Raw genomic sequence first — 24,349 nt, forward strand, 5'->3', positions numbered from 1 at the left:
TTGACAGGAACCCCATGAGCGACACTTCCCCCTACGGCTTCGAGCTTGTGCGGCGTGGGTACGACCGCGCTCAGGTGGACGAACGTATCTCCAACCTCGTCTCCCAACGTGACCAGGCCAACGCCCGTATCACCGCCCTGGAAAAGCGCATCGAGGAGCTGCACCTCGAAACGCAGAACGCCCAGACCCAGGTCAGCGACGCCGAGCCGTCGTACGCGGGTCTCGGTGCTCGGGTCGAGAAGATCCTGCGCCTGGCCGAGGAAGAGGCCAAGGAGCTGCGTGAGGAGGCCCGCCGCGCGGCCGAACAGCACCGCGAGCTGGCCGAGTCGGCCGCCCAGCAGGTGCGGAACGACGCCGAGTCCTACGCCACCGAGCGCAAGGCGAAGGCGGAGGACGAGGGCGCCCGGATCGTCGAGAAGGCCCAGGGCGAGGCCTCTCAGCTGCGTGCCGACGCGCAGAAGGACGCGCAGTCCAAGCGTGAGGAGGCGGACGCCCTCTTCGAGGAGACCCGCGCCAAGGCCGCGCAGGCCGCCGCCGACTTCGAGACGAACCTGGCCAAGCGCCGCGAGCAGTCCGAGCGCGACCTGGCCTCGCGTCAGCAGAAGGCGGAGAAGCGGCTCGCGGAGATCGAGCACCGCGCCGAGCAGCTGCGTCTGGAGGCGGAGAAGCTGCGCACCGACGCGGAGCGCCGCGCCCGCCAGACGGTGGAGACCGCTCAGCGCCAGGCCGAGGACATCGTGGCCGACGCCAACGCCAAGGCGGACCGCATCCGTTCCGAGTCCGAGCGCGAGCTGGCGGCCCTCACCAACCGCCGCGACAGCATCAACGCCCAGCTGACGAACGTGCGCGAGATGCTGGCGACGCTGACCGGCGCGGCGGTGGCTGCCGCCGGCACGACGGGCGAGGACGAGCCGGTCTCTCGTGGGGTTCCGGCGCAGCAGACCCGATAGGGTTCCGCGCCTTCGAAAGCCCCCTGCTTCAAGTGGCAGGGGGCTTTGTCCCGTTCTAGCGTGGCGGCATGATCGAGCTGGACGGGCTGACCAAGCGGTACGGCGAGAAGGTGGCCGTCGATGGTCTGACATGTACCGTGCGGCCCGGCATCGTGACCGGGTTCCTCGGGCCCAATGGCGCCGGGAAGTCCACGACCATGCGGATGATCCTCGGGCTCGACCATCCCACCGCCGGTGATGTGCGGATCGACGGCAGCCGGTACGAGCAGCTGACGGATCCCCTCACCTGTGTCGGCGCGCTGCTGGACGCCAAGGCGATGCACGGCGGGCGCAGCGCCTACAACCATCTGCTGTGCCTCGCGCAGAGCAACGGCATCCCGCGCGCCCGGGTGGGCGAGGTGCTGGAGACGGTCGGGCTGATGGCCGTCGCGCGGCAGAAGGCCAAGGGATTCTCGTACGGCATGTCGCAGCGGCTGGGGATCGCGGCGGCGCTGCTCGGGGACCCCCGGATCCTGATGTTCGACGAGCCGGTGAACGGGCTCGACCCCGAGGGCATCCACTGGATCCGCAATCTGATGAGATCACTGGCCGCACAGGGGCGGACGGTCTTCGTGTCCTCCCATCTGATGAGCGAGATGGCGCAGACCGCCGACCATCTCATCGTGATCGGGCAGGGCCGGCTGCTCGCGGACACCTCCATGGCGGACTTCATCCGGCGGCACGCCCGCAGTTACGTCCGTGTCCGCTCGCCCCAGCGCGAACGGCTCCTGGACGCGCTGCACGAGGCCGGGGTCACCGCGGTGGAGGCGGCGGACGGGGCGCTGGAGGCGGAGGGCGACAAGGCCGAGCAGATCGGGGAGCTGGCGGCGGGGCACGGGATCGTGCTGCATGAGCTGAGCCCCCGGCAGGCTTCCCTGGAGGAGGCGTTCATGCGGCTGACGGCGGGTTCGGTGGAGTACCACGCGCAGTCGGCGGCCGCCCCGGGGAACTGGGGCGCCGACCGGCAAGGGGGTACGGCATGACGAGCGACCGGGTCACGCAGACCCTGCGGTCCGAGTGGACGAAGATCCGGTCGGTGTCGTCCACCGGCTGGACCCTCTCGGTCGCCGTCGTGGTCACCATCGGCATCGGCATGCTCATCGCCGCGCTGACCCGGAACCAGTACGACTCGCTGCCGATCCAGGAGCGGCTGACCTTCGACCCGACCTTCATCAGCTTCGCCGGGATGACCCTCGGCCAGCTCGCCATGGTCGTGTTCGGCGTGCTGGTCGTCACCAACGAGTACAGCACCGGCATGATCCGGGTCTCGCTGGCCGCCGTACCGCGCCGCGGCACCTTCCTGTTCGGCAAGATCGCGGTGGCGGGCGCGCTCGCCCTGCTCGTCGGGATGGTCACGAGCTTCGCCACGTTCTTCCTCGGCCAGGCCATGCTCGGCCCCTATCGCGCCGGGCTCGGTGATCCCGGGGTGCTGCGCGCGGTGGTGGGCGGCGGGCTGTATCTGACCCTGATCGCGGTGTTCTCCATGGGCGTCGCCACCATGCTGCGCTCACCGCTGCTCTCGCTCGGCATCCTGATGCCGTTCTTCTTCCTGATCTCCAACATCCTGGCCGCCGTCGACACCACCAAGAAGGTCGGCCAGTACCTGCCCGATCAGGCCGGCAGCCGGATCATGCAGGCGGTGCCGCGCCCCGACGACACCCCGTACGGGCCCTGGGGCGGGCTCGGCATCATGGCGCTGTGGGTGATCGCCGCGCTCGCGGGAGGATATGCGCTGCTCAGGCACCGGGACGCGCAGTAGAGGTCACGTTCACACAGCGTATTACTTCAGCTTTACTTTTCTTTGGGCGGAACCGTCAGCGCCCAGCTATCCTCCTAACCCTTACGGGGGCGGTTCCCCGCTGTCCTGAACCTTCCGATGGGTGCGGAGCATGATCGAGGCTGTAGGCCTGACGAAGCGGTACGGCGACAAGACGGCCGTGTACAACCTTTCCTTCCAGGTGCGACCGGGGTCCGTGACCGGCTTCCTCGGGCCCAACGGCTCGGGCAAGTCCACCACGATGCGGATGATCCTCGGCCTGGACAACCCCACGTCCGGCCAGGTGACCATCGGTGGTCACCCGTACCGCAGGCTGCCCAACGCGCCCCGCCAGGTCGGCGCGCTGCTCGACGCCAAGGCCGTGCACGGCGGCCGCTCCGCCCGCAACCATCTGCTGAGCCTCGCCCAGCTGTCGGGCATCCCGGCCCGCCGGGTGGACGAGGTGCTCGGCGTGGTCGGCCTCCAGGACGTCGCCAAGAAGCGCTCCAAGGGCTTCTCGCTCGGCATGGGCCAGCGCCTCGGCATCGCCGCCGCGCTGCTCGGCGACCCCCAGGTGCTGCTCTTCGACGAGCCGGTCAACGGCCTCGACCCCGAGGGCATCCTCTGGGTGCGCAACCTGATGAAGGCGCTGGCCGCGGAGGGCCGGACGGTCTTCGTGTCCTCCCATCTGATGAGCGAGATGGCGCTGACCGCCGATCACCTGATCGTGATCGGGCGCGGCCAGCTGCTCGCCGACATGAGCGTGACGGACTTCATCTCCGCCAACTCCGCCGACTTCGCACGGGTGCGCACCCCCGACACCGAGCCGCAGCTGCGCGAGAAGCTCGGCGCCGCGCTCACCGGGGCCGGCGGCCATGTGCTGCCGGAGCAGGACGGCGCGCTGCGGGTGATGGGGCTGCCGCTGCCCCGCATCAGCGACCTCGCACACGAGGCGGGCGTACGGCTGTGGGAGCTGTCGCCGCACCAGGCCTCGCTCGAAGAGGCGTACATGCGGATGACCCAGGGCGCGGTGGACTACCGCTCCACCATCGACCAGAAGGCGGGCCTCCAGCAGCCGCTGCCGCCCGGCGCCGAGCCGCCGATGCCGGTGCCGGGGCAGGGCCAGCCCGGCTGGTACGCCCCGCCGCCGCCCCAGCAGGGCGGGCAGCCCTTCGCGATGCCGGCGGGCGGCCCCGGCGCGCCCGCGGGACCGTACGGAGGCGCCCCGGCGGGCGCGTACGGCGCTCCCGGCGCCCCGGCGGGCCAGGGAGCCCCGGGCGCGAACCCGTACGCCCAGCCGGCGCCCCAGGCCCCGGCCGCGCAGGCCCCGGCTCCGCAGGCGCAGGCCCCGGCCGCTCCCCCGGCCCCGGCCGCCGCTCCCACCGCCACGCCTGACGCCTCCTCCCCCGCTTCCTCCCCCGCCGCCGACACGAACCAGCCCGAGGACGCCCGATGAGCACCCACCAGCCCCCGATGCCGCAGGCTCCCGGCGCGCCCGACTGGCAGGCGGCGCCCGGTGGTTCGTACCCCGGCTACACCTCGCCGATCCCCGTCGTACGCACCCACCTCGGGCACGCGGTGGCCTCGGAGTGGACGAAGATCAGGTCGGTCCGCTCGACGATCTGGACGCTCAGTGTCTTCGTGTTCCTGGTCGTGGGCATCGGCCTGCTGGTCGGCGCGCTGGTGTCGGCGCACGCCAGCGAATCCTCGCTGAGCGGCACCAATCCGCTCTCCTTCGGCTTCTTCGGCCTGCTCGTCGGCAACATGTGCGTCATCACGCTCGGCGTGCTGACCACGGCCTCGGAGTACGGCACCGGCATGATCCGTACGACGATGACGGCGTGCCCGAGCCGCGGCCGGGTGCTGGCAGCCAAGGCGATCGTGTTCTTCGTGGTCGCCTTCGTGGTGTCCCTGGTGTCGGTCACCTTCGTGGCGATGGTGCAGTCGTCCATGCTGTCCGGCTCCGGCACGGAGTCGCCCTCCGGCGGGGCCTGGCTCAAGGCCACCGTCGGCGTGAGCCTCTACATGGCGCTGCTCGGCCTGCTCGCGCTGTTCGTCGGCTCGATCATCCGGCACTCCGCGGGCGGCATCACCATCATGATCGGCCTGGTGCTCGCCCCGCTGGTGCTGGCCCTGTTCATGGCCACGGAGTCGCTGCACTCGGTGCGCGACTTCCTGTTCGAGTACAGCTTCCCGAGCCAGCTCGGCGTCTTCTACGACAGCACGCTCAGCGGCTCCGGGCCCCGGGGCTGGGACCCGCTGTGGATCATGCTGGGGCTCGCCGCGGTGGCCGGCGCGGGGGCGTACGCGCTGCTGCGCAACCGGGACGTGTGACCGGCCGGCCGCTCAGAACTTCGGCGCGTTACGAGACCGCTGCACCCGTGTGGTGCGGCGGTCTCGCGCGTTCCAGCAGGACTTGTGCCAGTGACGGCGGTCGTCCACGCCCGCGTGCTCCGGCCAGGCCACCACATGCGGCACCGCGGAGGGGATCATCTGGTCGCAGCCGGGGCAGCGATAGGTCTTGCCCTCGGCGCTCGCGCCCGCGACATGGCGCACGTTCCACTCCTCGCCCTGCCAGTCCTCCGCGGACTGGAAGCCGCCGTACCGTCCGGTGCGGTCGTCCTCTGCGCTGCGGCCGGACGGGTCGGCGGCCTTCGGTCGGTTGCGGCGGGGAGACACGGGACACCTCTCGGGGCTCGGCGGCAAGCAAGGGCTGCGTCCAGCGTACGCGCCGCCCAACGGGGTACCCGAAGGCCGCCAACCGGCGCAAGTCCCCCTCCGAAACGGCCGATTCTGAAGACAATCCGCAAATTACCCTGCCAGGCCGTGTCCTTGGCACGTGTCAGACGGTTATGCCGGTGGGGGAGCTCGGGTCGGAGCCGAGAAAGCGGGAAAGTGATGTACGTAGGAAGCTTTGTGCTGGGCGCCCAGTTCCCGGGCCAGGGCCAGGGGGAGGCCCTGCACCGGGCGGTCCGCTCGGCGGAGGTCGCCGAGGAGGCCGGGCTGGACTCGGTGTGGCTGGCCGAGCACCACTTCGTGCCGTACGGCACCTGTCCGTCCGCCGTCACCCTGGCCGCGCTGCTGCTCGGCCGCACCCGCCGGATCCGGGTGGGCACCGCGGTCAGCGTACTGCCCACCGTGCACCCGGTCGCCCTGGGCGAGCAGGCCGCGCTGCTGCATCTGACGAGCGGCGGACGGTTCACCCTCGGGGTGGGTCGCGGTGGCCCCTGGATTGACCTGGAGGTGTTCGGCAGCGGCCTCGACGCGTACGAAAACGGGTTCCCCGAGTCACTCGATCTGCTGCTGCGCTGGCTGCGCGAGCCCGCCGTCGGCGCCTCCGGTGAGCGTTTCGCGTTCCGTGAGGTGCCCGTCGTACCGCGTCCCTCGCAGGCCCTGACGGACACCCCGGGCCCGGAGGTCGTCGTCGCGTGCACCTCGCCGAAGAGCGTGCGGCTGGCCGCGGAGCGCGGGCTTCCGATGCTGCTCGGGATGCACGCGGGCGACGAGGAGAAGGCCGAGATGGTCGCCCTGTGGCGGCGCAGCGCCCGCGCGGCGGGGCGGACGCCCGAGGAGATCGCGGATGCGGCGCATGTAGCGGCCGGGGTCTGCCAGCTCGCCGACCGCCGTCAGGACGCGGCGGAGACTCTGCTCAAGGCGATGCCGGGGTGGCTGAAACAGGGACTCGACGCGCATGTGACGGTCGACGGGCGCAAGCGCGCGATGCGCGACCCGGTCGCCTACACCGAACTGCTCTGCGGGCTGCACCCGGTGGGCACCCCGCGGCTCGCCGGCGACCGGCTCGCGGCCACCGCTGAGCGCACGGGCATCTCCCGCTTCGCCCTGCTGGTCGAGGGCTCCGGCGATCTCGCGGCGACGGAGGACACCCTGCGGCGCCTGGGCGCCGAGGTGCTCCCGCAGCTGCGCTGACGCGCACGAACGAATCACGGCGGATCACGTCGGGTCACGTCGGATCACGGACGAACAGGTTCAGAGCAGGTTCAGAACAGGTACAAATGGCAAGCCACCTGGGGGGCTTGCCGCCCCAGCACCGATTGCACCTCCCACGGGTGGAGCGGCAAGCAGGCGACGCACCGCCCCGGCGTGCCGGGGCCGCGGGTCAGCAGTCCCGAAACTCCGGCGACTGGTTCAGCAGCTGGGCCCGCACCGAGGTGAAGCGGGTCAGCGTCTCGTCCACCGAGGCGTCCAGCGGGAACACCGCGACCCGGTGGCAGTTCTGGAAGGCCAGCCGCACGCCGAAGTGCCGTTGCAGCGCACCGCGGATGGCGTCACTCGCGAGGGCGCGCAGCAGCTGGCCGCGGGCCTGCTCGTTGGGCGGGGGCGTCTGGTTGTCGGCGAAGGGACCGCCGTCCACCTTCAGCTGGGCCACCAGGGAGCTGATCATCTCCCATGCGTAGGGCAGGGAGGTCCGGACGCAGTCGACGAATTCCGCTTCGTCGACCTCGCCTCGCTCGGCCGCGTCGAGTAGGGCCGGTGAGACGTCGAGCGACATGGGTTCTCCTCTCGCACCCCCGATGAACAGGGGTTGCCGGACGGATAAAGGGAGTTCGGCGCCGAAAAACACGCTGAGTACATGGACCGCGACCTCCCGTTCTCTACGGTAGGCAACGGTCGGTGACCACACCACCAGAATGCGTATATGGAACGGTCGGGTTGCACCCACAATCGGCCATGGATGAACAAGAGTTTCCAGGGACAAAGCAGTGACAACTGGGACGATCCACAGGGAGCGGCTCGGGCGAATCGCGTACGGCGGCGGGTGTCGAGTAGCGTTGCCGACCATGCGTCTCGTCATTGCCCGGTGCTCGGTCGACTACGCCGGCCGGCTCACCGCCCACCTGCCCTCGGCGCCCCGCCTGATCCTGGTCAAGGCGGACGGCAGCGTCTCCATCCACGCCGATGACCGGGCCTACAAGCCCCTCAACTGGATGTCGCCGCCCTGCACGCTGAAGGAGGGCGCGGGCGAGGACGAAGGGGTGTGGACCGTCGTCAACAAGGCGGGCGAGAAACTGATCATCACGATGGAGGAGATCCTCCACGACTCCTCGCACGAACTGGGTGTGGACCCGGGTCTGATCAAGGACGGCGTGGAAGCGCACCTCCAGGAGCTGCTCGCCGACCGCATCGAGACGCTCGGCGACGGCTACACGCTCATCCGGCGCGAGTACATGACGGCCATCGGCCCGGTGGACATCCTGTGCCGCGACGGCGAGGGCCGGACGGTCGCGATCGAGATCAAGCGGCGCGGCGAGATCGACGGCGTGGAGCAGCTGACCCGCTACCTCGACCTGCTCAACCGCGACCCCCACCTCGCTCCGGTCCGCGGCATCTTCGCCGCCCAGGAGATCAAGCCCCAGGCCCGCGTCCTCGCGACCGACCGGGGCATCGACTGCCACATCATGGACTACGACGCCCTGCGCGGCATCGAGGACGACAAGCTGCGGCTGTTCTGAGGGTCGGCGGCAGCGCGCGCCCACTCACTTCCACCGCGACGGCGGCGCTCAGCCCGTACAACGGTGATCGGCGGTACCGAACCGGCCTCGGGCCGATCGGTACCGCCGTTTCTCACATCTGCCCCTGGCCCGCCGGTTCCGAGTCCGCCGGGGCGGCCGCCTCGGACGCCGCCTTGGTGAACGGCGTCATGTCGCTCGCGGAGTCCGAGGGCGATCCCGTCGGGGTCGGCGGGGTGGTGGAACCGGTCGGCGAGGTCGGGGGCGTGGTCGGCGGTGTCGGCTTGGTCGGGGGCGGGGACGTCGGCTTGGTCTTCGTCGGCGCCGGGGACGTACTCCCGCTGCCGCTCCCCCCGCCGGGACCGCTGCCCGTGCCGGAGCCCGTCGGGCCGGTCGGGTCCGCCGTGGGGCTCGTCGACGGCCGCACCGGAGCGCCCGTCTCGGCGTACGTGCCCGCCGGGGCCGGGGGCCTACGGTGGCCCGTGGCCGGCTGCGAGGCCGTGCCCGGTGCCTGCGCCGGGACCGGGCCGGTGGCCGGGTCGTCCGCGTCCTGGCTGGTGGAGGGGTTGAGGTCGGCCCGTCCCGCCGGGTTCTTGTCGTCGCTGTCATGGGACGTCATGCCGAGCGTCACCACCGTGCCCAGCACCGCCGCGAGCAGCGCGCCGGAGCCGGCCGCCACCAGATTGCGGCGCGCCAGACGCCGTAGGCCGAGCCCCTTCGCGGCGGGCGCGGCCACGATCCGCGGGGTGACCAGGGTGTCCGGCACGGCGGGCACCGACAGCATGGACGGCAGCGCGGGCACCGGCTCCGTCGCGGGCTCCCCCACGACCACCGGCACCGGCAGCCCGGGCAGCTCCCCCGCCCGGTCCGCGACCAGCGCCAGCGCCCTGCGCCCCGCGACCGCGCCCCGCTTGTCGGCGAGCGCGCCGCGCAGCCCGATCGACGCCTCCAGCTCCGCGCGGGCCCGGTCCAGCCGGCCCCCGCACAGCGCGAGGATTCCCAACTCATGGTGGAAATAGGCTTGTTCGGGCACCTCGCCGGAGTGCAGCGCGGCCTGCGCGCCGCTGCGCAGCGCCCGCTCCCAGGCGCTCCAGCGCAGCGCGGCGGCGAACGCGGGCGCGGCGGTGCGCGCCAGCTGGACCGCCCCTCCGTCGTCGCTGCCGTCGACCGGCGGCACCACGGCGGCCAGCGCGGCGAGCACCGCGTCGGCCTCCGCGCTCACCCGCTCCGGGGTGACCGAGGGATGCCCGGCCCACCAGGCGTAGTGCTGGGCGGCGGTACGGGCCCGCTCCGGTGCGTCGTCGCCGTATCCCGCGGCCTCCAGCTGGGTGCGCACGCCCGCCGCGAGCCGGTACCGGGAGCCCGCCGGGGAGACCAGTCCGCAGCTCGCCAGCTCCCCGAGCGCCGCGTCGGCGTGGGTGTCGCCGACCATCGCGGGCAGATGCGCCTGGTGCGGGACCTCACCGCCGAGGGCGACCGCGAAGCGCAGCGTGGCGCGGGCGGAGGCGCTGAGCCGGGAGGCGAGCAGCGGCGCGGGCGCGGCAGCCTCGCCGAGCGAGGGCAGCGGACCGCTGTCGGTGAACTCCTGCGCCGGGTTGACCACGGGCCGTACGTCCTCGAAGACGCCGTACTCGTCCACCGCCCCGGATTCGGCCCGGAGTTGGTCCCGCTGCCGCAGCAACGCGCCCGCCTGCACGAACCGCAGTGGCAGCCCCTCGGACTCGAACCACAGGTCGCCCGCCCAGTTGGCCTCCTCCTCGGTGAGCACCCGCCCGGCCGTGCGCTCCAGGATGTCCACCCCGCCGGACCGGTCGAGCCCGCCGAGGAAGACCTCCTCGACATCGGCCTCGGCGGTCGGCGCGGGCACGTCCGGGGTGGCGGAGACCAGGAAGGCGCACTCGGGCGTGGCCTCCAGCAGCTCGTCCAGCTCGGCGCCGCCGAACTCGATGTCGTCCACCACGACGACCGCGCCGATCTCCGCGAGCGGCGCCCGCAGTTCGAGGCGTTCGGGTCGGTGCCCCGGGGCGTCGTAGACGGTGTGGAAGAGGTCGTGCAGCAGGTCCTCGGCGGTGCGGTGGATGCCGCACAGGCGCACCACGCCGTCGGGCGCGAGGTCCGCGCAGTCCTCGGCGACCAGGTCGAGCAGGGCGGTGCGGCCGGACCCGCCGGGGCCGGCGAGCCGTACGGTACGGCCGCGCGCGAGCAGCCGTACCAGCCGCTCCCGAACTTCCTGACGCTCCAGCAGGGGCAGCGGGTGCTGGGCGGGCCCCGGGGGCACCGGGGGCCGGGCCGCGCGTTCGGCCTCGGCCCGCTCGGCGGCGCCGCGCTTGCGGGGACTGCCCGGGCGGCGGGCCGGCGGGCAGGGCTCGATCTCGCTGCCGTCCACGGGGTTGACGGTCAGCAGCAGATCGCCGGTGACGAGATGCGCCGTGCGGGCGGGCGCGGGCGTGCTCGGGCCGAAGTCGGCGGTGAGGGGGTCCCGGGGCGGGCGTCGGGCGCCCGTGTGTCCGTACTCCTCAGGCCCAGGGCTGATCGGGTCCATGGGTTCAAGCCCCCCATAAGCGTCGTGTGCTCGTGTTACGGCCCCTCCCGGCCTGCCGCACGTCGCACTGTCGCTCCGGTCCGGGCCCGCTCGGTCGAGGGTGGCGAGTCGGGCGGGCGACCGAACCCTAAACCTTCGCTCAGTATCCACGACAGGGCGGGGTGCCCCACGGTCCGAGACGTCACGGTCCGGCGTGGATTGACCGTCCGGTGTGCTTGCGCCCCTCGGGCACCGGCTCACACGCGGGGCAGCGACTCCACCCCGATACCGCCCTCGATCGCGAGGATGCGGTGCAGCCGGGTGGCCACCAACAGGCGCTGCATCTGCGGCGGTACACCGCGCAGCACCAGGCGGCGCCCGCAGCGGCCGGCCCGCCGGTGGGCACCCATGATCACACCGAGCCCGGTGGCGTCCCAGGAGTCCAGTTCGGACAGGTCGAGCACTAGGTCGCCGGCGCCGTCGTCGACGGCCGAGTGCAGGGCCGTACGGGCGTCCGCCGCGCTGCGGACGTCGAGGCGCCCCCCGACGACCAGCTCGGCGTGGTCGCCCCTGATGTACATATGCGCTCCCCGTCGAGTGCGGTTGTGGCCAACTCCGTATCAATGGTGTGCACCGTCTGACTGAATGCGTGGCGGTGCGGTTGCTGCTTGTAAGCGAACCGATACCGAATTCACCCCTGAGGGTGATGCTCCGGGAGTGAACTCGGTGACGGAACGCGTCAGTACGCCGATCAGTACGTGTAGAAGCCCTGCCCGCTCTTGCGGCCGATGTCACCGGCATCCACCATCCGGCGCATCAGCTCCGGCGGGGCGAACTTCTCGTCCTGGGACTCGGTGTAGATGTTCCCGGTGGCGTGCAGCAGGATGTCCACGCCGGTCAGGTCGGTGGTGGCGAGCGGGCCCATGGCGTGCCCGAAGCCCAGCTTGCAGGCGAGGTCGATGTCCTCGGCGGTCGCCACGCCCGACTCGTAGAGCTTGACGGCCTCCACGACGAGCGCGGAGATGAGGCGGGTGGTGACGAACCCGGCGACATCGCGGTTGACGACGATGCAGGTCTTGCCGACGGACTCGGCGAACTCCCGTGCGGTGGCGAGCGCTTCGTCGCTCGTCTTGTAGCCGCGCACCAGCTCGACCAGCTTCATCATCGGCACCGGCGAGAAGAAGTGGACGCCGACGACCCGCTCGGGGTGCTCGGTGGCCGCCGCGATCTTGGTGATCGGGATGGCGGAGGTGTTGGAGGCGAGCACGGCGTCCGGGCGCACGATCTTGTCGAGCGCGCGGAAGATCTCGTGCTTGACCTCCAGCTTCTCGAAGACGGCCTCCACGACGACGTCCGCGTCCGCGGCGGCGTCCAGGTCGATGGTCGGGGTGATGCGGCCCAGCGCGGCCTCGGCGTCGGCCGCGTCCAGCTTGCCCTTGCTCACGAACTTGTCGTACGACGCCTTGATGCCGTCGGTGCCGCGCGCCAGCGCCTCGTCGGTGACATCGCGAAGGACGACCTCCCAGCCCGCCTGCGCGGCGACCTGAGCGATACCGGACCCCATGAGACCGGCCCCGATGACGGCGAGCTTCCCTGCCACGTCCGACTCCCTCTTCCCGCTGTTACCCGCTATGGGCATGTGTGCCTTCGGCGGACGATAGCGCTCCGAAGCGGCCGTGTGACCAGTAAGTAACGCGCGTCACGTCTCATTTGACGGACGTCACATCAAGGCGACTTCCCCCCGGGATCGGAGCGGTGCCCGAACGGCGGTCGACACGGTGCGTGTTCGCGGCGCTACATTCGAGCCACGCGAAAAAGCCTTCGGTGCCGCCCCGTTGGCCCTATCCGCGCACCGCGTACATGAGCACCCGCTCGCTCAGCAGTTCCTCGATGTCGTCCAGCAGCGCCAGCACCTCACGGGAGACCTCGCCCGGCTCGCGGCGCTTGAGCATCTCGCGGCCGATGACCCGGATGGCCGTGCCGTAGACCCAGCTGACCTGACCGGCCATCAGGCTCGGCAGCTCGTCGTCCTCGGCCGCCCCGGTCTCCTCGCGCAGCACCTGCTCCAGGTTGGCCTCCACCTGCTGGGCGAGCGCCCAGAGCCGGGAGCGCAGGACCGGCGCCTCCTGGATCACGCGCATGAAGTCGGCGTAGCCCGCGAACAGGCCGACCCGGGGGGACACCGCCCGGACCTCGTCCCGCAGCTCACGCAGCACCGCCTGCGCCGCGGACTCGCCCTCGGCGCGGCCCCGGACCCAGCGGGCGAGCCGGTCGACCATGCCCGCGGAGCGGTCGAGGAACAGGTCCTCCTTGGCCGGGAAGTAGTTGTAGACGGTGTTGACGGAGACGTTGGCCGCGTCGGCGATCTCCGCGACCGTCACCGCGTCGAAGCCACGCTCGATGAACAGCCCCGTGGCGACATCGGAGATGTACTGCCGGGTCTGCCGCTTCTTCCGCTCCCTGAGCCCCTCAGCCATGCCCGCATCCTAACTTCGCTGCACTCCATGAAAACTTGGAGGCATTGCAATTTTTCAGGGACTCTGTTTTTCTGTGGGGCATGGCAGCAGTCATCAGCGCGGCGAACCTCGCCCGCACCTTCCAGACGAAAGCCGGCCCGGTCGACGCCGTACGCGGTGTCGACCTCACCGTCCACGAGGGCGAGATCCTCGGGTTCCTGGGCCCCAACGGCGCCGGGAAGACGACCACCCTGCGCATGCTCACCACCCTCCTGAAGCCGACCGGCGGCAGCGCCACCGTCGCCGGGCACGACCTGGTCACCGACCCGGCCGGAGTGCGCCGGGCCTCCGGGTACGTGGCCCAGTCCGGTGGCGTCGACCCAGGGATCAGCGTCCGGGAGGAGCTGGTCACCCAGGCGCGCTTCTACCGGCTGTCCAGGGCCGACGCCGCCGCCCGCGCCGGGGAACTCGCCCGCGACCTCGACCTCACCGGCCTCCTCGACCGCAAAACGGGGGCCCTCTCCGGCGGTCAGCGCCGCCGCCTGGACATCGCGATGGCCCTGACCCACCGCCCCAAGGTGCTGTTCCTGGACGAGCCGACGACCGGCCTCGACCCCGGCAGCCGCGCCGACCTGTGGGACCTGGTGCGCCGGCTGCGCGACGAGCACGGTACGACCGTCTTCCTGACCACCCACTACCTGGACGAGGCCGACGCCCTCGCCGACCGCCTGGTGATCGTGGACGGCGGGGCGGTCGCCGCCGAGGGCACACCGGGCGCGCTCAAGCTGCGGTACGGCGGCTCCCTGGACGCCACCCTCCAGGACACCTTCCTGGCCGTGACAGGCCGCGCCCCCGCCCCCACCGACGACGCCCCCGTCGCCGTATAGCCCCCAGGAGCCCACCGGCATGGTGCTGCACGACACGGCCCTCGTCTACGGCCGCTACCTCCGCCAGTCCCTCCGCTCCCGCTTCGCCATGCTCTTCGGCGCCCTCACCCCGCTGCTCTACCTGCTCTTCTTCGGCCCCCTGCTCACGGGTCTGCCGCTCGGTCGGACGGGCAGCTCCTGGCAGATTTTGGTGCCGGGGCTGCTGCTCCAACTCGGCCTATTCGGCGCCCTGTTCGCCGGATTCACGATCATCATGGAGGGCGCTCAGGGGGTGGTGGAGCGGATGCGGGTCACCCCGGTCAGCCGGCTCGCCCTGCTGCTCGGCCGGGTGCTGCGCGACGCCACGACGTTCGTGTTCCAGGCGGTCCTGCTGGTGCTGGCCGCCCTGGTGATGGGCCTGCGCGCGCCCCTGGCGGGGATCCTCATCGGCTTCGGGTTCGTCGCCCTGCTCACCCTCTCCCTGGCCTCCCTGTCGTACGCGATGGGGATGAAGGTCCGCACCCCGCAGGAGTTCGGGCCGCTGATCAACGCGGTGTCGATGCCCTCGATGCTGCTGTCCGGCCTGATGCTCCCGATGTCGCTGGCGCCCACCTGGCTGGACGTGCTCTCGCACTTCGTGCCGTTCCGCTATCTGGTGGACGCGATACGCGACGCCTACGTGGGCCACTACACGAGCACGCACATGCTCTACGGCGTCCTCGTGGCCGTCGGCTTCGCCGCGGTGTCCGTGACGACGGGCACACGGGTGTTCCGGACGGCCGGGGCGTAATTACGCTGGGCCCATGGTCAATCTGACGCGTATCTACACCCGCACCGGCGACAAGGGCACCACGCACCTCGGTGACATGAGCCGGGTGCCCAAGACGGACCTCAGGATCTCCGCGTACGCGGACTCCAACGAGGCCAACGCGGTCATCGGCACCGCGATCGCCCTGGGCGGCCTGGACGAGGAGGTCGTCACGGTCCTCACCCGCGTGCAGAACGACCTGTTCGACGTGGGGGCGGACCTGTCGACCCCGGTGGCGGAGAACCCCGAGTACCCCCCGCTGCGGGTCGAGCAGTTCTACATCGACCGGCTGGAGGCGGACTGCGACCGCTTCAACGAGCAGCTGGAGAAGCTGCGCTCCTTCATCCTCCCCGGCGGCACCCCGGGCGCGGCCCTGCTCCACCAGGCCTGCACGGTCGTCCGCCGCGCCGAACGCTCCACCTGGGCGGCCATGGAGGTGCACGGCGACGTCATGAACCCCCTCACCGCCACCTACCTCAACCGCCTCTCCGACCTTCTCTTCATCCTGGCCCGCATCGCCAACAAGGCCACCGGCGACGTCCTGTGGGTACCGGGCGGCGAGCGCTAACGGGCACGCTCCCGCTTCGGGAAGAGCGTGTAGCTCCCGGCGATGACCACATTGATGCCGATCAGCCACACCATCCTCAGCTGCCAAGCCCGCAGCGAACCGGTGTCGCCGTCGGCGCCGACGTACCAGATCGCCACCTGGAGCAGCGCGAGGGCGACGACGCAGGCCAGAGTCCAGCGGGCCGCCACCCGCCATTCGTGGACGGCGCGGGCCCGGCCGTAGCGGGGCGGGCGCACCGGCGGCGGGCCACCGGCGAAGCGGTGCGCGACCCGGGCGTCGGCCCAGCTGACGGTGGCGTGGCCGAGGCCGACCGTGAAGCCGATGTAGACGGCGGCGAGTCCATGCCGCCAGTCCGCCCGGCCGCCATGCTTCAGATCGATCGCGGTGACCACGAGCAGGACCACCTCCAGCAGTGGCTCGCACAGCAGCAGGGCCAGTCCGGTGCGCGGCATCCGCAGCCCGTACCGGACACCCAGCCCCGCCGCGAGCAGCACCCAGAACCCCACCTCGCAGCCGACGATCAACGTGACGATCACGCCCCACACTCCCTTCTCCGCTCCCCGCCTCCCAGGCTCGCGCGGCGCGGGCGGCGGATCGTCGTCTCCCGGGGCGAGTCCGGGGTAAGCGAAAGTGGCAGTCCGGGACCGTCCCCAGGGAGCATCCGCGACGGTCCCGGTGCGTGTTGGATGGGGTCATGGCCGTACGACTCCCCCGACCGCACCGGTTCGACGTGTTCCTCGCGGCCGGTGGTCTCGCGGGCGGAATCGTGCTGTGGGCGCTCGGGCTGCACACCTCGGGCAGCGGGGTGCTCGGCGCCGACTGGGGGCTGATCCCGCTGACGGTCACGGCCGGCCTGGAGCTGCTCCGCCGCACCCGGCCCCAACTCGCGCTGATCCTCGGCACCTTCGCCATCACCTTCGACATGTTCACCCCGGGCAATGTGGCGACGATCCTGATGTTCACGGACCTCGCCTACACCGCCGTGCTCTACGGCTCACCGGCCGCCGCCCGCCGTATCCCGGTCACCACCGGGCTGGTCAGCCTCGGCGTGACGCTCGGCTTCCTCGTCTGGTGGCGGGAGCCGCAGGCGATCCTGGTCGGCCTCGGCTGCGCCGTGGTCTCCTTCGGCCCCGCCGCCACCGGGGCCCTGGTGCGCAACCATCACGAGGCCGCCGAGACCGCCCGACTGCGAGCCGAACAGACCGCGCTGCTCGCGGAGCTGGACCGGACCCAGGCGGTGACCGCCGAACGGGCGCGAATGGCACGGGAGTTGCACGACATGGTCGCGGGCCATCTGTCGGCCATCGCGATCCACTCCACGGCCGCGCTCTCCCTCGACGACCCGGACACCTCCCGCGCGTCCCTCACCGTCATCCGGGAGAACAGCGTGGCAGGACTGACCGAGATGCGGCGGCTGATCGGCATCCTGCGGGACAGCGGCGGCGAGAGCGGGCCGATGCCGACACCGACGCTCGACGGGCTCGGCGCACTGGTCGCCGGCGCCCGCGCCAACGGGCTGGACATCACCCTCGACGCCGGTCAGGGCAGTGTCCCGGCACCGGTCGAGCTGGCCGCCTACCGGATCGTGCAGGAGTCGCTGACCAACGCCCTCAAGCACGCGGCCCCGGGACCCGTCCTGGTCCTGCTGCGCCGGGCGGACGACGCCCTGCGGATCGAGGTGAGCAGCCCCTACCGGCCCGGCGACGGACCCCGGGCGCCCGGCTCGGGTGCCGGGCTCCCCGGGATGCGGGAGCGGGCCGCGCTGCTCGGCGGAACCCTGACCGCCGGCCCGGGCGGTGACCGCTGGACCGTACACGCCCTCCTTCCACTGGCCGAGCACACCCTCGCCCGGCCCGCCCGCACCGAAGTCTCCGACGAAGAGGTCCCCGCATGATCCGCGTCCTGGTCGCCGAGGACCAGTCGGCCGTCCGCGCGGGACTGGTCCTGATCCTGCGCAGCGCACCCGGCATCGAGGTGGCCGGCGAGGCCGCGAACGGCGAGCAGGCGGTGGAACTCGCCCGGGAACTGCGCCCCGATGTCGTCCTGATGGATGTGCAGATGCCACGCCTGGACGGGGTCTCGGCGACCCGGCTCATCGCGACGGAAGGACTTGCCGATGTCCTGGTGCTGACCACCTTCGATCTGGACGAGTACGTCTTCGGGGCACTGCGGGCCGGAGCCGCCGGGTTCCTGCTGAAGAGTGCGGAGGCGAAGGATCTGATCGACGCGGTGCGGACGGTGGCGCGCGGGGAGGGGGTCGTGGCACCGGCCGTGACCCGGCGCCTGATCGCCGAGTTCGCCGCCGGACCGGGCGGCGACCGGGGCACCCGGCCGGATCCTGCCGTACTGGACGGGCTGACCCCGCGTGAGCGCGAGGTGCTCTCCCTGCTCGGCGAGGGGCTGTCCAACGCGCAGATCGGAACCCGGCTGGAGATGGCGGAGGGCACGGCCAAGTCGCACGTCAGCCGGCTGCTGGGCAAGCTGGGCCTGCGCAGCCGAGTGCAAGCAGCCGTACTGGCAAGGGAGTTGGGCGCCTAGCCGAGCCGTCGGCCACAGCCACGGCCACCGCCCCGGTCCCGGTCCCGGTCTCGGTCCGCTAGCCGGCGGACCGCACCGTGAGGTCGCCGTTCGTCGTCGACAGGTCCAGGCGGTAACGGCCCGCCGGGTCGTCCTTGAACGCCACCTTCTTGTCGCCGTTGGTGTTGTGCGCCGATATCCGATAGCGGGCGGGCGGCATCGTGACCGTGAGTTCTCCGCTGGAGGTGTGTGCCTTGACGTCCTGCGGGGTGGCGGCCTGGATCGTGACTCCGCCGTTCGACGTCTGCGCGTCGACGCCGCCCCTGGCGTTCTTCACGGTGACCCCTCCGTTCGAGGTGCGCAGCTTCACCGCGCCCGTCGCTCCGGTCACCGCGATCTCGCCGTTGCTGGTGTGTACGTCGACCGCGCCGACGCCGTTCAGCGTGAGGCCCCCGTTGGAGGTGCCGCCCGTCACCGGGAGGGCGGCGGGCACCGTCACGTCGTAGTCGACGCCGCAGTTGTGGCCGCAGCCGGCGAGGGTCAGGACTCCCTGGTCGACATGGAAGCTGGTGCCGGTCGGCTTGTCGCCGGAGTAGTTGACCTTGCGGTGCACGGAGATGGTGGTGGCGTCCGCCGATGTCCGCACCTTCACCCCGCCGTTCCCGCTGTCGAGGTGGATCGAGGTCACCTTCTGGGACACCTTGGCGTCGTCCTGGAAGGTCTTGTGGTCGAGGACCTGGCACGCGGACAGCCCGCCGACGGTCAGTGCGGCCAGGGCCACGGCAGCAAGGAAACGCGCGCGTCGCATGAAGAATCCCCCGTATACAGCGCATCGGATCGTTGATCGGTCACAGCGATCGTACGCAGCCCGCCGCCTGCACTTCGCTGGAGAAAACCCCCCAATGTGCCGGGGGTATACAGGACTTGGAATGGTCCAGACCTATTGACCCGTGGTCCAGACCTTTCTACCCTCGCAGCACCGTGGGCATGAAGGCTCAGTCATGCCCCCTGTCACCCCCACTACCGAGGGAGGCGCTCGATGCGCTTCAGACACAAGGTCGCGGCAGGGCTAGCGACCCTGGTACTCCCCCTGGCCGGACTGGTCGGACTCGCGAGCCCCGCACCGGCCGCGAGCGCCCAGGCGGCCGGCGTCACCGCCAGCTTCACCAAGTCCAGCGACTGGGGCACCGGCTTCGGCGGCCAGTGGACCGTCAAGAACTCCGGGTCCGCGAGCATCAGTTCCTGGACCATCCAGTGGGACTTCCCCTCCGGCACGTCCGTCACCTCCGCCTGGGACGCCGACGTCACCAACTCCGGCAACCACTGGACGGCGAAGAACAAGTCCTACAACGGCACCCTCGCCCCCGGCGCCTCCGTCAGCTTCGGCTTCAACGGCGCCGGTTCCGGCAACCCGAGCAACTGCACGCTCAACGGCAGCAGCTGCGACGGCACGACCGCCCCCGGCGACTCCGCCCCGAGCGCCCCCGGCACCCCGACCGCCTCCGGCGTCACCGACACCTCGGTGAAGCTCTCCTGGAGCGCGGCCACCGATGACAAGGGCATCAAGAACTACGACGTGCTGCGCGACGGCAAGGTCATCGCCACCGTGACCACCACGTCGTACACCGACACCGGGCTCACCGCGGGCAGCGACTACTCCTACTCCGTGCAGGCCCGCGACACCGCCGGCCAGACCGGTCCGGCCAGCGCCGCTCTCGCCGTGCACACCACCGGTGGCGGCTCCACCACTCCCCCGCCCGCCGGCGGCAAGGTCAAGCTCGGCTACTTCACCGACTGGGGCATCTACGCCCGCAACTACAACGTGAAGAACCTGGTGACCTCCGGCTCCGCCGCCAAGATCACCCACATCAACTACGCCTTCGGCAACATCACCGGCGGCAAGTGCGCCATCGGCGACTCCTACGCCGACTACGACAAGGCGTTCACCGCCGACCAGGCCGTCAACGGCACCGCCGACACCTGGGACCAGCCGCTGCGCGGCAACTTCAACCAGCTGCGCGAGCTGAAGGCCAAGTACCCGAACCTCAAGGTCATCTGGTCGTTCGGCGGCTGGACCTGGTCCGGCGGCTTCGCCGACGCGGCCAAGGACCCGGCCGGGTTCGCCCAGTCCTGCTACGACCTCGTCAACGACCCGCGCTGGGCCGATGTGTTCGACGGCATCGACATCGACTGGGAGTACCCCAACAACTGCGGTCTGACCTGTGACACCAGCGGGCCCGAGGCGTTCAAGAACGTGATGGCCGCGCTGCGCGCCAAGTTCGGCGCCAGCAAGCTGGTCACGGCCGCGGTCTCCGCCGACGGCTCGAACGGCGGCAAGATCGACTCCGCCGACTACTCCGGCGCCTCGCAGTACGTCGACTGGTACAACGTGATGACGTACGACTTCTTCGGCGCCTGGGACGCGCAGGGCCCCACCGCCCCGCACTCCCCGCTCACCTCGTACAGCGGCATCCCGAAGGCGGGCTTCACCACCGCCGACGCGATCGCCAAGTACAAGGCGGCCGGTGTCCCCGCGTCCAAGCTGCTCATCGGCATCGGCTTCTACGGCCGCGGCTGGACCGGCGTCACCCAGGACGCCCCGGGCGGCACCGCCACGGGCCCGGCGGCCGGCACCTATGAGCAGGGCATCGAGGACTACAAGGTCCTCAAGTCGGCCTGCCCGGTCACCGGCACCGTCGCGGGCACCGCGTACGCCCACTGCGGCAGCAACTGGTGGTCGTACGACACCCCGTCGACCATCGCCGGGAAGATGAGCTGGGCCAAGACCCAGGGCCTGGGCGGCGCGTTCTTCTGGGAGTTCAGCGGCGACACCAGCGACGGCGAACTGGTGAACGCCATCAGCAGCAACCTCTGAGATACCTGGGCAACGTTGACGCTCCCCCAGACTTCGTCTGAGGGGACCCCCACCCAGCGGGTGAATGTGGCTACGCCACATTCACCCGCTGTCCAGGTGGGGCTGCCTCAAGCCACGCGAGAAAACCGGTCAGCGCGTCTTCGCTCATGGCGAGTTCGAGGCGCGTTCCCCGGTGGACGCAGGCGAGGACCACCGCGTCGGACAGCAGCGCCAGTTCCTCCTCGCCCTCGGGCAGCCGACGGCCGGCCACCTCGATCTGGGCGCGTTCCAGGACGCGGCGCGGGCGGACGGCGTAGGAGAAGACCCGGTACCACTCGATGCGGTCACCGTTGTAGCGAGCGACGCCGTAGCTCCAGCCCTTGCCGCCGGTGTCCGGTTTCTCGGCCACGTCCCAGCGCAGGGAGCAGTCGAAGGTCCCGCCCGAGCGCTGGATCAGCCGGCGGCGCAGGCCGAACAGAAACAGCCCGACCACTACGAGCGCGACCACGATCCCGCACACAGTCAGAGCGAGGACCATCGGCACCGACCTCCTCGTCTCCTAGGTAGGGAACTGCTTCTACTACTGAGTAATGAAACGGAAAAAACACCTACATCTGCCTCAGCCGCGACCGGCACCGGATTGCTCCGGGCCGGCCGCGGCTGAGTGATGTCAACGTACCGCGCGGCTGGTTCAGCGGGCGGTCGCCGCACGAAGTCGGACGTCCGCGCGGCGCTCGGCGGCGGCGTCGCCCTCCGCCTTCGCGCGCTCGAGTTCCCGCTCCGTGCGCTGGACATCGATCTCGTCCGACAGCTCGGCGATCTCGGCCAGCAGGGACAGCTTGTTGTCCGCGAACGAGACGAAACCGCCGTGCACCGCGGCGACGACCGTTCCGCCATCACTCGTACGGATGGTCACCGGGCCCGACTCCAGCACACCGAGCAGCGGCTGGTGACCGGGCATGACGCCGATGTCGCCGGAGGTGGTGCGCGCGACGACCAGGGTGGCCTCGCCGGACCAGACCTGGCGGTCCGCGGCGACCAGCTCGACGTGCAGCTCAGCAGCCAAGAGTGGCTCCTCGGGTCACCACCCGGCAGGGGTGCCGGGTGTTGGGGTCAATTCTAGTGGGCGTTGCTGAGGGGGCGGGACGCGCCCGCCCCCTCAGAAGAGCACGGGGCTCAGGAGACGCCCAGCTCCTTGGCGTTGGCCTTGAGGTCCTCGATGCCACCGCACATGAAGAACGCCTGCTCCGGGAAGTGGTCGTACTCACCGTCGCAGATCGCGTTGAACGCGGCGATCGACTCGTCCAGCGGCACGTCCGAACCGTCCACGCCGGTGAACTGCTTGGCGACGTGGGTGTTCTGGGACAGGAAGCGCTCCACGCGACGGGCACGGTGGACGACGAGCTTGTCCTCCTCGCCGAGCTCGTCGATACCGAGGATCGCGATGATGTCCTGAAGATCCTTGTACTTCTGAAGGATGTTCTTCACGCGCATGGCCGCGTTGTAGTGGTCCGCGGCGATGTACCGCGGGTCCAGGATCCGGGACGTCGAGTCCAGCGGGTCCACGGCCGGGTAGATGCCCTTCTCCGAGATCGGACGGGAGAGAACCGTCGTCGCGTCGAGGTGGGCGAAGGTGGTGGCCGGGGCCGGGTCGGTCAGGTCGTCCGCGGGGACGTAGATCGCCTGCATCGAGGTGATCGAGTGACCGCGGGTCGACGTGATGCGCTCCTGGAGGAGACCCATCTCGTCGGCCAGGTTCGGCTGGTAACCCACCGCGGACGGCATACGGCCGAGCAGGGTGGAGACCTCGGAACCGGCCTGCGTGAAGCGGAAGATGTTGTCGATGAAGAACAGCACGTCCTGCTTCTGGACGTCACGGAAGTACTCGGCCATGGTGAGGCCGGCCAGCGCGACGCGCAGACGGGTGCCCGGGGGCTCGTCCATCTGACCGAAGACCAGGGCGGTCTTGTCGATGACGCCCGAGTCGGTCATCTCCTCGATGAGGTCATTGCCCTCACGGGTGCGCTCACCGACACCGGCGAACACGGAGACACCGTCGTGGTTGTTGGCGACACGGTAGATCATCTCCTGGATGAGCACCGTCTTGCCGACGCCGGCACCGCCGAACAGGCCGATCTTGCCGCCCTTGACGTACGGGGTGAGCAGGTCGATGACCTTGACGCCCGTCTCGAACATCTCGGTCTTGGACTCGAGCTCGTCGAAGTTCGGGGCCTTGCGGTGGATCGGCCAGCGCTCGCCCTCGTACTGCTCGTCGACGTTCAGCACCTCGCCAAGGGTGTTGAACACCTTGCCCTTGGTGAAGTCGCCGACGGGCACCGAGATCGGCGCGCCGGTGTCGATGACGGCGGCCTGGCGGACCAGGCCGTCGGTCGGCTGCATGGAGATGGTGCGGACCAGACCGTCACCCAGGTGCTGGGCGACCTCCAGGGTCAGCGTCTTCTTCTCGCCGGCGTTGGCCGGGTCGGCCACCTCGACGTGCAGCGCCTGGTAGATGTCCGGCATCGCGTCGACGGGGAACTCCACGTCGACGACCGGGCCGATGACCCGGGCGACGCGGCCCGTAGCCGTCGCGGTCTCAACAGTGGTGGTCATTATCGGTCACTCCCCGCGGTCGCGTCGGCCAGGGCGCTAGCGCCACCGACGATCTCGCTGATTTCCTGGGTGATTTCGGCCTGGCGGGCCGCGTTGGCAAGACGGGACAGCGTGTTGATCAGCTCGCCCGCGTTGTCGGTGGCCGACTTCATCGCGCGCCGCGTGGCGGCGTGCTTGGAAGCGGCCGACTGGAGCAGCGCGTTGTAGATACGGCTCTCCACGTAGCGCGGCAGCAGGGCGTCGAGGACGTCCTCCGCCGAGGGCTCGAAGTCGTAGAGCGGAAGGATCTCGCCCTCGGACTTCGTCTCCTCGGCGACCTCTTCGAGGCGCAGCGGAAGCAGCCGTGCGTCGAGCGCGGTCTGCGTCATCATCGAGACGAACTCGGTGTAGACGATGTGGAGTTCATCCACGCCGCCCTCGGCCGTGTCCTTCTCGATGGCCTCGATCAGGGGCGCCGCCACCTTCTTGGCGTCGGCGTACGACGGCTCGTCGGTGAAGCCCGTCCACGACTCCGCGACCTTGCGCTCGCGGAAGTTGTAGTGGGCGACACCGCGCCGGCCGACGATGTACGCGTCGACCTGCTTGCCCTCGCGCTCCAGGCGCTCGGTCAGCTGCTCCGCCGCCTTGATGGCGTTGGAGTTGAAGGCACCGGCCAGACCGCGGTCGCTCGTGAGGAGCAGGATCGCGGCACGGGTCGGGTTCTCCGCCTCCGTGGTGAGCGGGTGCTTGGTGTTCGACCCCGTACCGACCGCCGTGACCGCGCGCGTCAGCTCGGTCGCGTACGGCGTGGAGGCCGCCACCTTGCGCTGCGCCTTGACGACGCGCGAGGCGGCGATCATCTCCATCGCCTTGGTGATCTTCTTGGTCGCGCTGACGGATCGGATGCGACGCTTGTAGACCCGGAGCTGGGCTCCCATGAGTCAGGTCCCTTCC

General features: G+C 70.8%; 25 protein-coding genes. 13 read left to right on the plus strand and 12 right to left on the minus strand.

Going from position 1 to position 24,349, the window contains the following annotated elements; genetic code table 11:
* Window positions 1–14: 14 nt before the first annotated feature.
* From HEP81_RS13140 to HEP81_RS13160, 5 genes are all read left to right on the plus strand, one after another.
* Window positions 15–950 (plus strand): coiled-coil domain-containing protein, encoded by a 936-nt coding sequence (locus tag HEP81_RS13140; RefSeq protein WP_037656466.1) that lies wholly within the window; start codon window positions 15–17, stop codon window positions 948–950.
* A gap of 68 nt (window positions 951–1,018) precedes the next feature.
* Complete coding sequence (locus HEP81_RS13145; protein WP_037656468.1) at window positions 1,019–1,972, plus strand: ATP-binding cassette domain-containing protein; 954 nt, start codon at window positions 1,019–1,021, stop codon at window positions 1,970–1,972.
* A complete protein-coding gene (locus HEP81_RS13150; RefSeq protein WP_037656470.1) occupies window positions 1,969–2,748 on the plus strand; it encodes an ABC transporter permease in 780 nt (259 codons plus the stop codon). The genes HEP81_RS13145 and HEP81_RS13150 overlap by 4 nt, the downstream gene beginning before the upstream one ends.
* Before the next feature lie 130 nt (window positions 2,749–2,878).
* On the plus strand, window positions 2,879–4,201 hold the full coding sequence (locus HEP81_RS13155; protein ID WP_037656471.1) for an ABC transporter ATP-binding protein: 1,323 nt from the start codon (window positions 2,879–2,881) through the stop codon (window positions 4,199–4,201).
* Window positions 4,198–5,079 (plus strand): ABC transporter permease, encoded by an 882-nt coding sequence (locus HEP81_RS13160; RefSeq protein ID WP_037656472.1) that lies wholly within the window; start codon window positions 4,198–4,200, stop codon window positions 5,077–5,079. Before HEP81_RS13155 ends, HEP81_RS13160 begins: the two co-directional genes overlap by 4 nt.
* 12 nt (window positions 5,080–5,091) lie before the next feature.
* On the opposite strand, the gene HEP81_RS13165 is transcribed toward HEP81_RS13160, so the two are convergent.
* Window positions 5,092–5,424, minus strand: coding sequence for a hypothetical protein (locus HEP81_RS13165; protein WP_037656474.1), 333 nt, complete (start codon window positions 5,422–5,424; stop codon window positions 5,092–5,094).
* Window positions 5,425–5,643: 219 nt separating this feature from the next.
* On the opposite strand from HEP81_RS13165, the gene HEP81_RS13170 reads away from it, so the two are divergent.
* Complete coding sequence (locus HEP81_RS13170; RefSeq protein ID WP_037656475.1) at window positions 5,644–6,672, plus strand: LLM class flavin-dependent oxidoreductase; 1,029 nt, start codon at window positions 5,644–5,646, stop codon at window positions 6,670–6,672.
* A 190-nt stretch (window positions 6,673–6,862) separates the two neighbouring features.
* Here HEP81_RS13170 and HEP81_RS13175 read toward each other — a convergent pair whose 3' ends face one another.
* Window positions 6,863–7,255 (minus strand): SCO5389 family protein, encoded by a 393-nt coding sequence (locus HEP81_RS13175; protein ID WP_037656476.1) that lies wholly within the window; start codon window positions 7,253–7,255, stop codon window positions 6,863–6,865.
* A gap of 289 nt (window positions 7,256–7,544) precedes the next feature.
* Here HEP81_RS13175 and nucS point away from each other — a divergent pair, with 289 nt between their 5' ends.
* The gene (gene nucS, locus HEP81_RS13180; RefSeq protein ID WP_037656477.1) at window positions 7,545–8,216 is read left to right on the plus strand and encodes an endonuclease NucS; all 672 of its coding nucleotides are present in this window, start codon (window positions 7,545–7,547) and stop codon (window positions 8,214–8,216) included.
* Window positions 8,217–8,328: 112 nt separating this feature from the next.
* On the opposite strand, the gene HEP81_RS13185 is transcribed toward nucS, so the two are convergent.
* The 4 genes from HEP81_RS13185 to HEP81_RS13200 all read right to left on the minus strand — a co-directional run bounded on the left by HEP81_RS13185 (window position 8,329) and on the right by HEP81_RS13200 (window position 13,211).
* Window positions 8,329–10,755 (minus strand): hypothetical protein, encoded by a 2,427-nt coding sequence (locus HEP81_RS13185; RefSeq protein ID WP_037656478.1) that lies wholly within the window; start codon window positions 10,753–10,755, stop codon window positions 8,329–8,331.
* Window positions 10,756–10,991: 236 nt separating this feature from the next.
* Window positions 10,992–11,315, minus strand: a complete 324-nt coding sequence (locus HEP81_RS13190) for an STAS domain-containing protein (protein ID WP_037656479.1) — start codon at window positions 11,313–11,315, stop codon at window positions 10,992–10,994.
* A 170-nt stretch (window positions 11,316–11,485) separates the two neighbouring features.
* On the minus strand, window positions 11,486–12,334 hold the full coding sequence (locus tag HEP81_RS13195; RefSeq protein WP_037656480.1) for a 3-hydroxyacyl-CoA dehydrogenase family protein: 849 nt from the start codon (window positions 12,332–12,334) through the stop codon (window positions 11,486–11,488).
* Window positions 12,335–12,575: 241 nt separating this feature from the next.
* The gene (locus HEP81_RS13200; protein WP_037656482.1) at window positions 12,576–13,211 is read right to left on the minus strand and encodes a TetR/AcrR family transcriptional regulator; all 636 of its coding nucleotides are present in this window, start codon (window positions 13,209–13,211) and stop codon (window positions 12,576–12,578) included.
* 80 nt (window positions 13,212–13,291) lie between these two features.
* Here HEP81_RS13200 and HEP81_RS13205 point away from each other — a divergent pair, with 80 nt between their 5' ends.
* Genes HEP81_RS13205 through HEP81_RS13215 form a run of 3 tightly spaced genes read left to right on the plus strand, consistent with a single transcriptional unit; the run spans window position 13,292 to window position 15,432 of the window.
* Window positions 13,292–14,077, plus strand: a complete 786-nt coding sequence (locus HEP81_RS13205) for an ABC transporter ATP-binding protein (RefSeq protein WP_037656483.1) — start codon at window positions 13,292–13,294, stop codon at window positions 14,075–14,077.
* 19 nt (window positions 14,078–14,096) lie between these two features.
* The gene (locus tag HEP81_RS13210) at window positions 14,097–14,846 is read left to right on the plus strand and encodes an ABC transporter permease (RefSeq protein WP_037656485.1); all 750 of its coding nucleotides are present in this window, start codon (window positions 14,097–14,099) and stop codon (window positions 14,844–14,846) included.
* 13 nt (window positions 14,847–14,859) lie between these two features.
* Window positions 14,860–15,432: a cob(I)yrinic acid a,c-diamide adenosyltransferase gene (locus HEP81_RS13215; RefSeq protein ID WP_037656486.1), complete on the plus strand. Its 573-nt coding sequence runs from the start codon at window positions 14,860–14,862 to the stop codon at window positions 15,430–15,432.
* On the opposite strand, the gene HEP81_RS13220 is transcribed toward HEP81_RS13215, so the two are convergent.
* Window positions 15,429–15,968, minus strand: coding sequence for a hypothetical protein (locus HEP81_RS13220; protein WP_037656567.1), 540 nt, complete (start codon window positions 15,966–15,968; stop codon window positions 15,429–15,431). The two genes, HEP81_RS13215 and HEP81_RS13220, sit on opposite strands and share 4 nt — an antisense overlap.
* Window positions 15,969–16,126: 158 nt before the next feature.
* Between HEP81_RS13220 and HEP81_RS13225 the strand changes: the two genes are divergently transcribed.
* Together HEP81_RS13225 and HEP81_RS13230 are read left to right on the plus strand one after the other, a co-directional pair.
* Window positions 16,127–17,326 carry a sensor histidine kinase gene (locus HEP81_RS13225; RefSeq protein ID WP_051850198.1) on the plus strand — a complete coding sequence of 400 codons (1,200 nt, stop codon included), beginning with the start codon at window positions 16,127–16,129 and terminating at the stop codon, window positions 17,324–17,326.
* Window positions 17,323–17,970, plus strand: coding sequence for a response regulator (locus HEP81_RS13230; RefSeq protein ID WP_037656487.1), 648 nt, complete (start codon window positions 17,323–17,325; stop codon window positions 17,968–17,970). The genes HEP81_RS13225 and HEP81_RS13230 overlap by 4 nt, the downstream gene beginning before the upstream one ends.
* A 58-nt stretch (window positions 17,971–18,028) precedes the next feature.
* On the opposite strand, the gene HEP81_RS13235 is transcribed toward HEP81_RS13230, so the two are convergent.
* Window positions 18,029–18,757: a DUF4097 family beta strand repeat-containing protein gene (locus HEP81_RS13235; protein ID WP_037656488.1), complete on the minus strand. Its 729-nt coding sequence runs from the start codon at window positions 18,755–18,757 to the stop codon at window positions 18,029–18,031.
* 231 nt (window positions 18,758–18,988) lie between these two features.
* Here HEP81_RS13235 and HEP81_RS13240 point away from each other — a divergent pair, with 231 nt between their 5' ends.
* Window positions 18,989–20,824, plus strand: a complete 1,836-nt coding sequence (locus tag HEP81_RS13240; RefSeq protein ID WP_037656490.1) for a glycoside hydrolase family 18 chitinase — start codon at window positions 18,989–18,991, stop codon at window positions 20,822–20,824.
* 70 nt (window positions 20,825–20,894) lie between these two features.
* Here HEP81_RS13240 and HEP81_RS13245 read toward each other — a convergent pair whose 3' ends face one another.
* The 4 genes from HEP81_RS13245 to HEP81_RS13260 all read right to left on the minus strand — a co-directional run bounded on the left by HEP81_RS13245 (window position 20,895) and on the right by HEP81_RS13260 (window position 24,333).
* The gene (locus HEP81_RS13245; protein ID WP_037656491.1) at window positions 20,895–21,341 is read right to left on the minus strand and encodes a DUF2550 domain-containing protein; all 447 of its coding nucleotides are present in this window, start codon (window positions 21,339–21,341) and stop codon (window positions 20,895–20,897) included.
* A 153-nt stretch (window positions 21,342–21,494) separates the two neighbouring features.
* A complete protein-coding gene (locus tag HEP81_RS13250; RefSeq protein WP_037656493.1) occupies window positions 21,495–21,869 on the minus strand; it encodes a F0F1 ATP synthase subunit epsilon in 375 nt (124 codons plus the stop codon).
* Between the two features lie 110 nt (window positions 21,870–21,979).
* Complete coding sequence (atpD, locus tag HEP81_RS13255; RefSeq protein WP_037656495.1) at window positions 21,980–23,416, minus strand: F0F1 ATP synthase subunit beta; 1,437 nt, start codon at window positions 23,414–23,416, stop codon at window positions 21,980–21,982.
* Window positions 23,416–24,333: a F0F1 ATP synthase subunit gamma gene (locus tag HEP81_RS13260; protein ID WP_037656496.1), complete on the minus strand. Its 918-nt coding sequence runs from the start codon at window positions 24,331–24,333 to the stop codon at window positions 23,416–23,418. The genes atpD and HEP81_RS13260 overlap by 1 nt, the downstream gene beginning before the upstream one ends.
* Window positions 24,334–24,349: the final 16 nt, after the last annotated feature.

The sequence above is a fragment of the Streptomyces griseofuscus genome (assembly GCF_014673495.1).
Lineage (GTDB): Bacteria > Actinomycetota > Actinomycetes > Streptomycetales > Streptomycetaceae > Streptomyces > Streptomyces murinus.

What these genes read in the sequence shown, in the direction of transcription:
- HEP81_RS13240 (WP_037656490.1), top strand. Translation starts at nt 18,989, where the DNA reads ATGCGCTTCAGACACAAGGTCGCGGCAGGGCTAGCGACCCTGGTACTC.
- HEP81_RS13230 (WP_037656487.1), top strand. Translation starts at nt 17,323, where the DNA reads ATGATCCGCGTCCTGGTCGCCGAGGACCAGTCGGCCGTCCGCGCGGGA.
- HEP81_RS13225 (WP_051850198.1), top strand. Translation starts at nt 16,127, where the DNA reads ATGGCCGTACGACTCCCCCGACCGCACCGGTTCGACGTGTTCCTCGCG.
- HEP81_RS13155 (WP_037656471.1), top strand. Translation starts at nt 2,879, where the DNA reads ATGATCGAGGCTGTAGGCCTGACGAAGCGGTACGGCGACAAGACGGCC.
- HEP81_RS13260 (WP_037656496.1), bottom strand. Translation starts at nt 24,333, where the DNA reads ATGGGAGCCCAGCTCCGGGTCTACAAGCGTCGCATCCGATCCGTCAGC.
- HEP81_RS13145 (WP_037656468.1), top strand. Translation starts at nt 1,019, where the DNA reads ATGATCGAGCTGGACGGGCTGACCAAGCGGTACGGCGAGAAGGTGGCC.
- HEP81_RS13215 (WP_037656486.1), top strand. Translation starts at nt 14,860, where the DNA reads ATGGTCAATCTGACGCGTATCTACACCCGCACCGGCGACAAGGGCACC.
- HEP81_RS13205 (WP_037656483.1), top strand. Translation starts at nt 13,292, where the DNA reads ATGGCAGCAGTCATCAGCGCGGCGAACCTCGCCCGCACCTTCCAGACG.
- HEP81_RS13190 (WP_037656479.1), bottom strand. Translation starts at nt 11,315, where the DNA reads ATGTACATCAGGGGCGACCACGCCGAGCTGGTCGTCGGGGGGCGCCTC.
- HEP81_RS13200 (WP_037656482.1), bottom strand. Translation starts at nt 13,211, where the DNA reads ATGGCTGAGGGGCTCAGGGAGCGGAAGAAGCGGCAGACCCGGCAGTAC.
- HEP81_RS13185 (WP_037656478.1), bottom strand. Translation starts at nt 10,755, where the DNA reads ATGGACCCGATCAGCCCTGGGCCTGAGGAGTACGGACACACGGGCGCC.
- nucS (WP_037656477.1), top strand. Translation starts at nt 7,545, where the DNA reads ATGCGTCTCGTCATTGCCCGGTGCTCGGTCGACTACGCCGGCCGGCTC.
- HEP81_RS13140 (WP_037656466.1), top strand. Translation starts at nt 15, where the DNA reads ATGAGCGACACTTCCCCCTACGGCTTCGAGCTTGTGCGGCGTGGGTAC.
- HEP81_RS13175 (WP_037656476.1), bottom strand. Translation starts at nt 7,255, where the DNA reads ATGTCGCTCGACGTCTCACCGGCCCTACTCGACGCGGCCGAGCGAGGC.
- HEP81_RS13170 (WP_037656475.1), top strand. Translation starts at nt 5,644, where the DNA reads ATGTACGTAGGAAGCTTTGTGCTGGGCGCCCAGTTCCCGGGCCAGGGC.
- atpD (WP_037656495.1), bottom strand. Translation starts at nt 23,416, where the DNA reads ATGACCACCACTGTTGAGACCGCGACGGCTACGGGCCGCGTCGCCCGG.
- HEP81_RS13245 (WP_037656491.1), bottom strand. Translation starts at nt 21,341, where the DNA reads ATGGTCCTCGCTCTGACTGTGTGCGGGATCGTGGTCGCGCTCGTAGTG.
- HEP81_RS13160 (WP_037656472.1), top strand. Translation starts at nt 4,198, where the DNA reads ATGAGCACCCACCAGCCCCCGATGCCGCAGGCTCCCGGCGCGCCCGAC.
- HEP81_RS13235 (WP_037656488.1), bottom strand. Translation starts at nt 18,757, where the DNA reads ATGCGACGCGCGCGTTTCCTTGCTGCCGTGGCCCTGGCCGCACTGACC.
- HEP81_RS13150 (WP_037656470.1), top strand. Translation starts at nt 1,969, where the DNA reads ATGACGAGCGACCGGGTCACGCAGACCCTGCGGTCCGAGTGGACGAAG.
- HEP81_RS13210 (WP_037656485.1), top strand. Translation starts at nt 14,097, where the DNA reads ATGGTGCTGCACGACACGGCCCTCGTCTACGGCCGCTACCTCCGCCAG.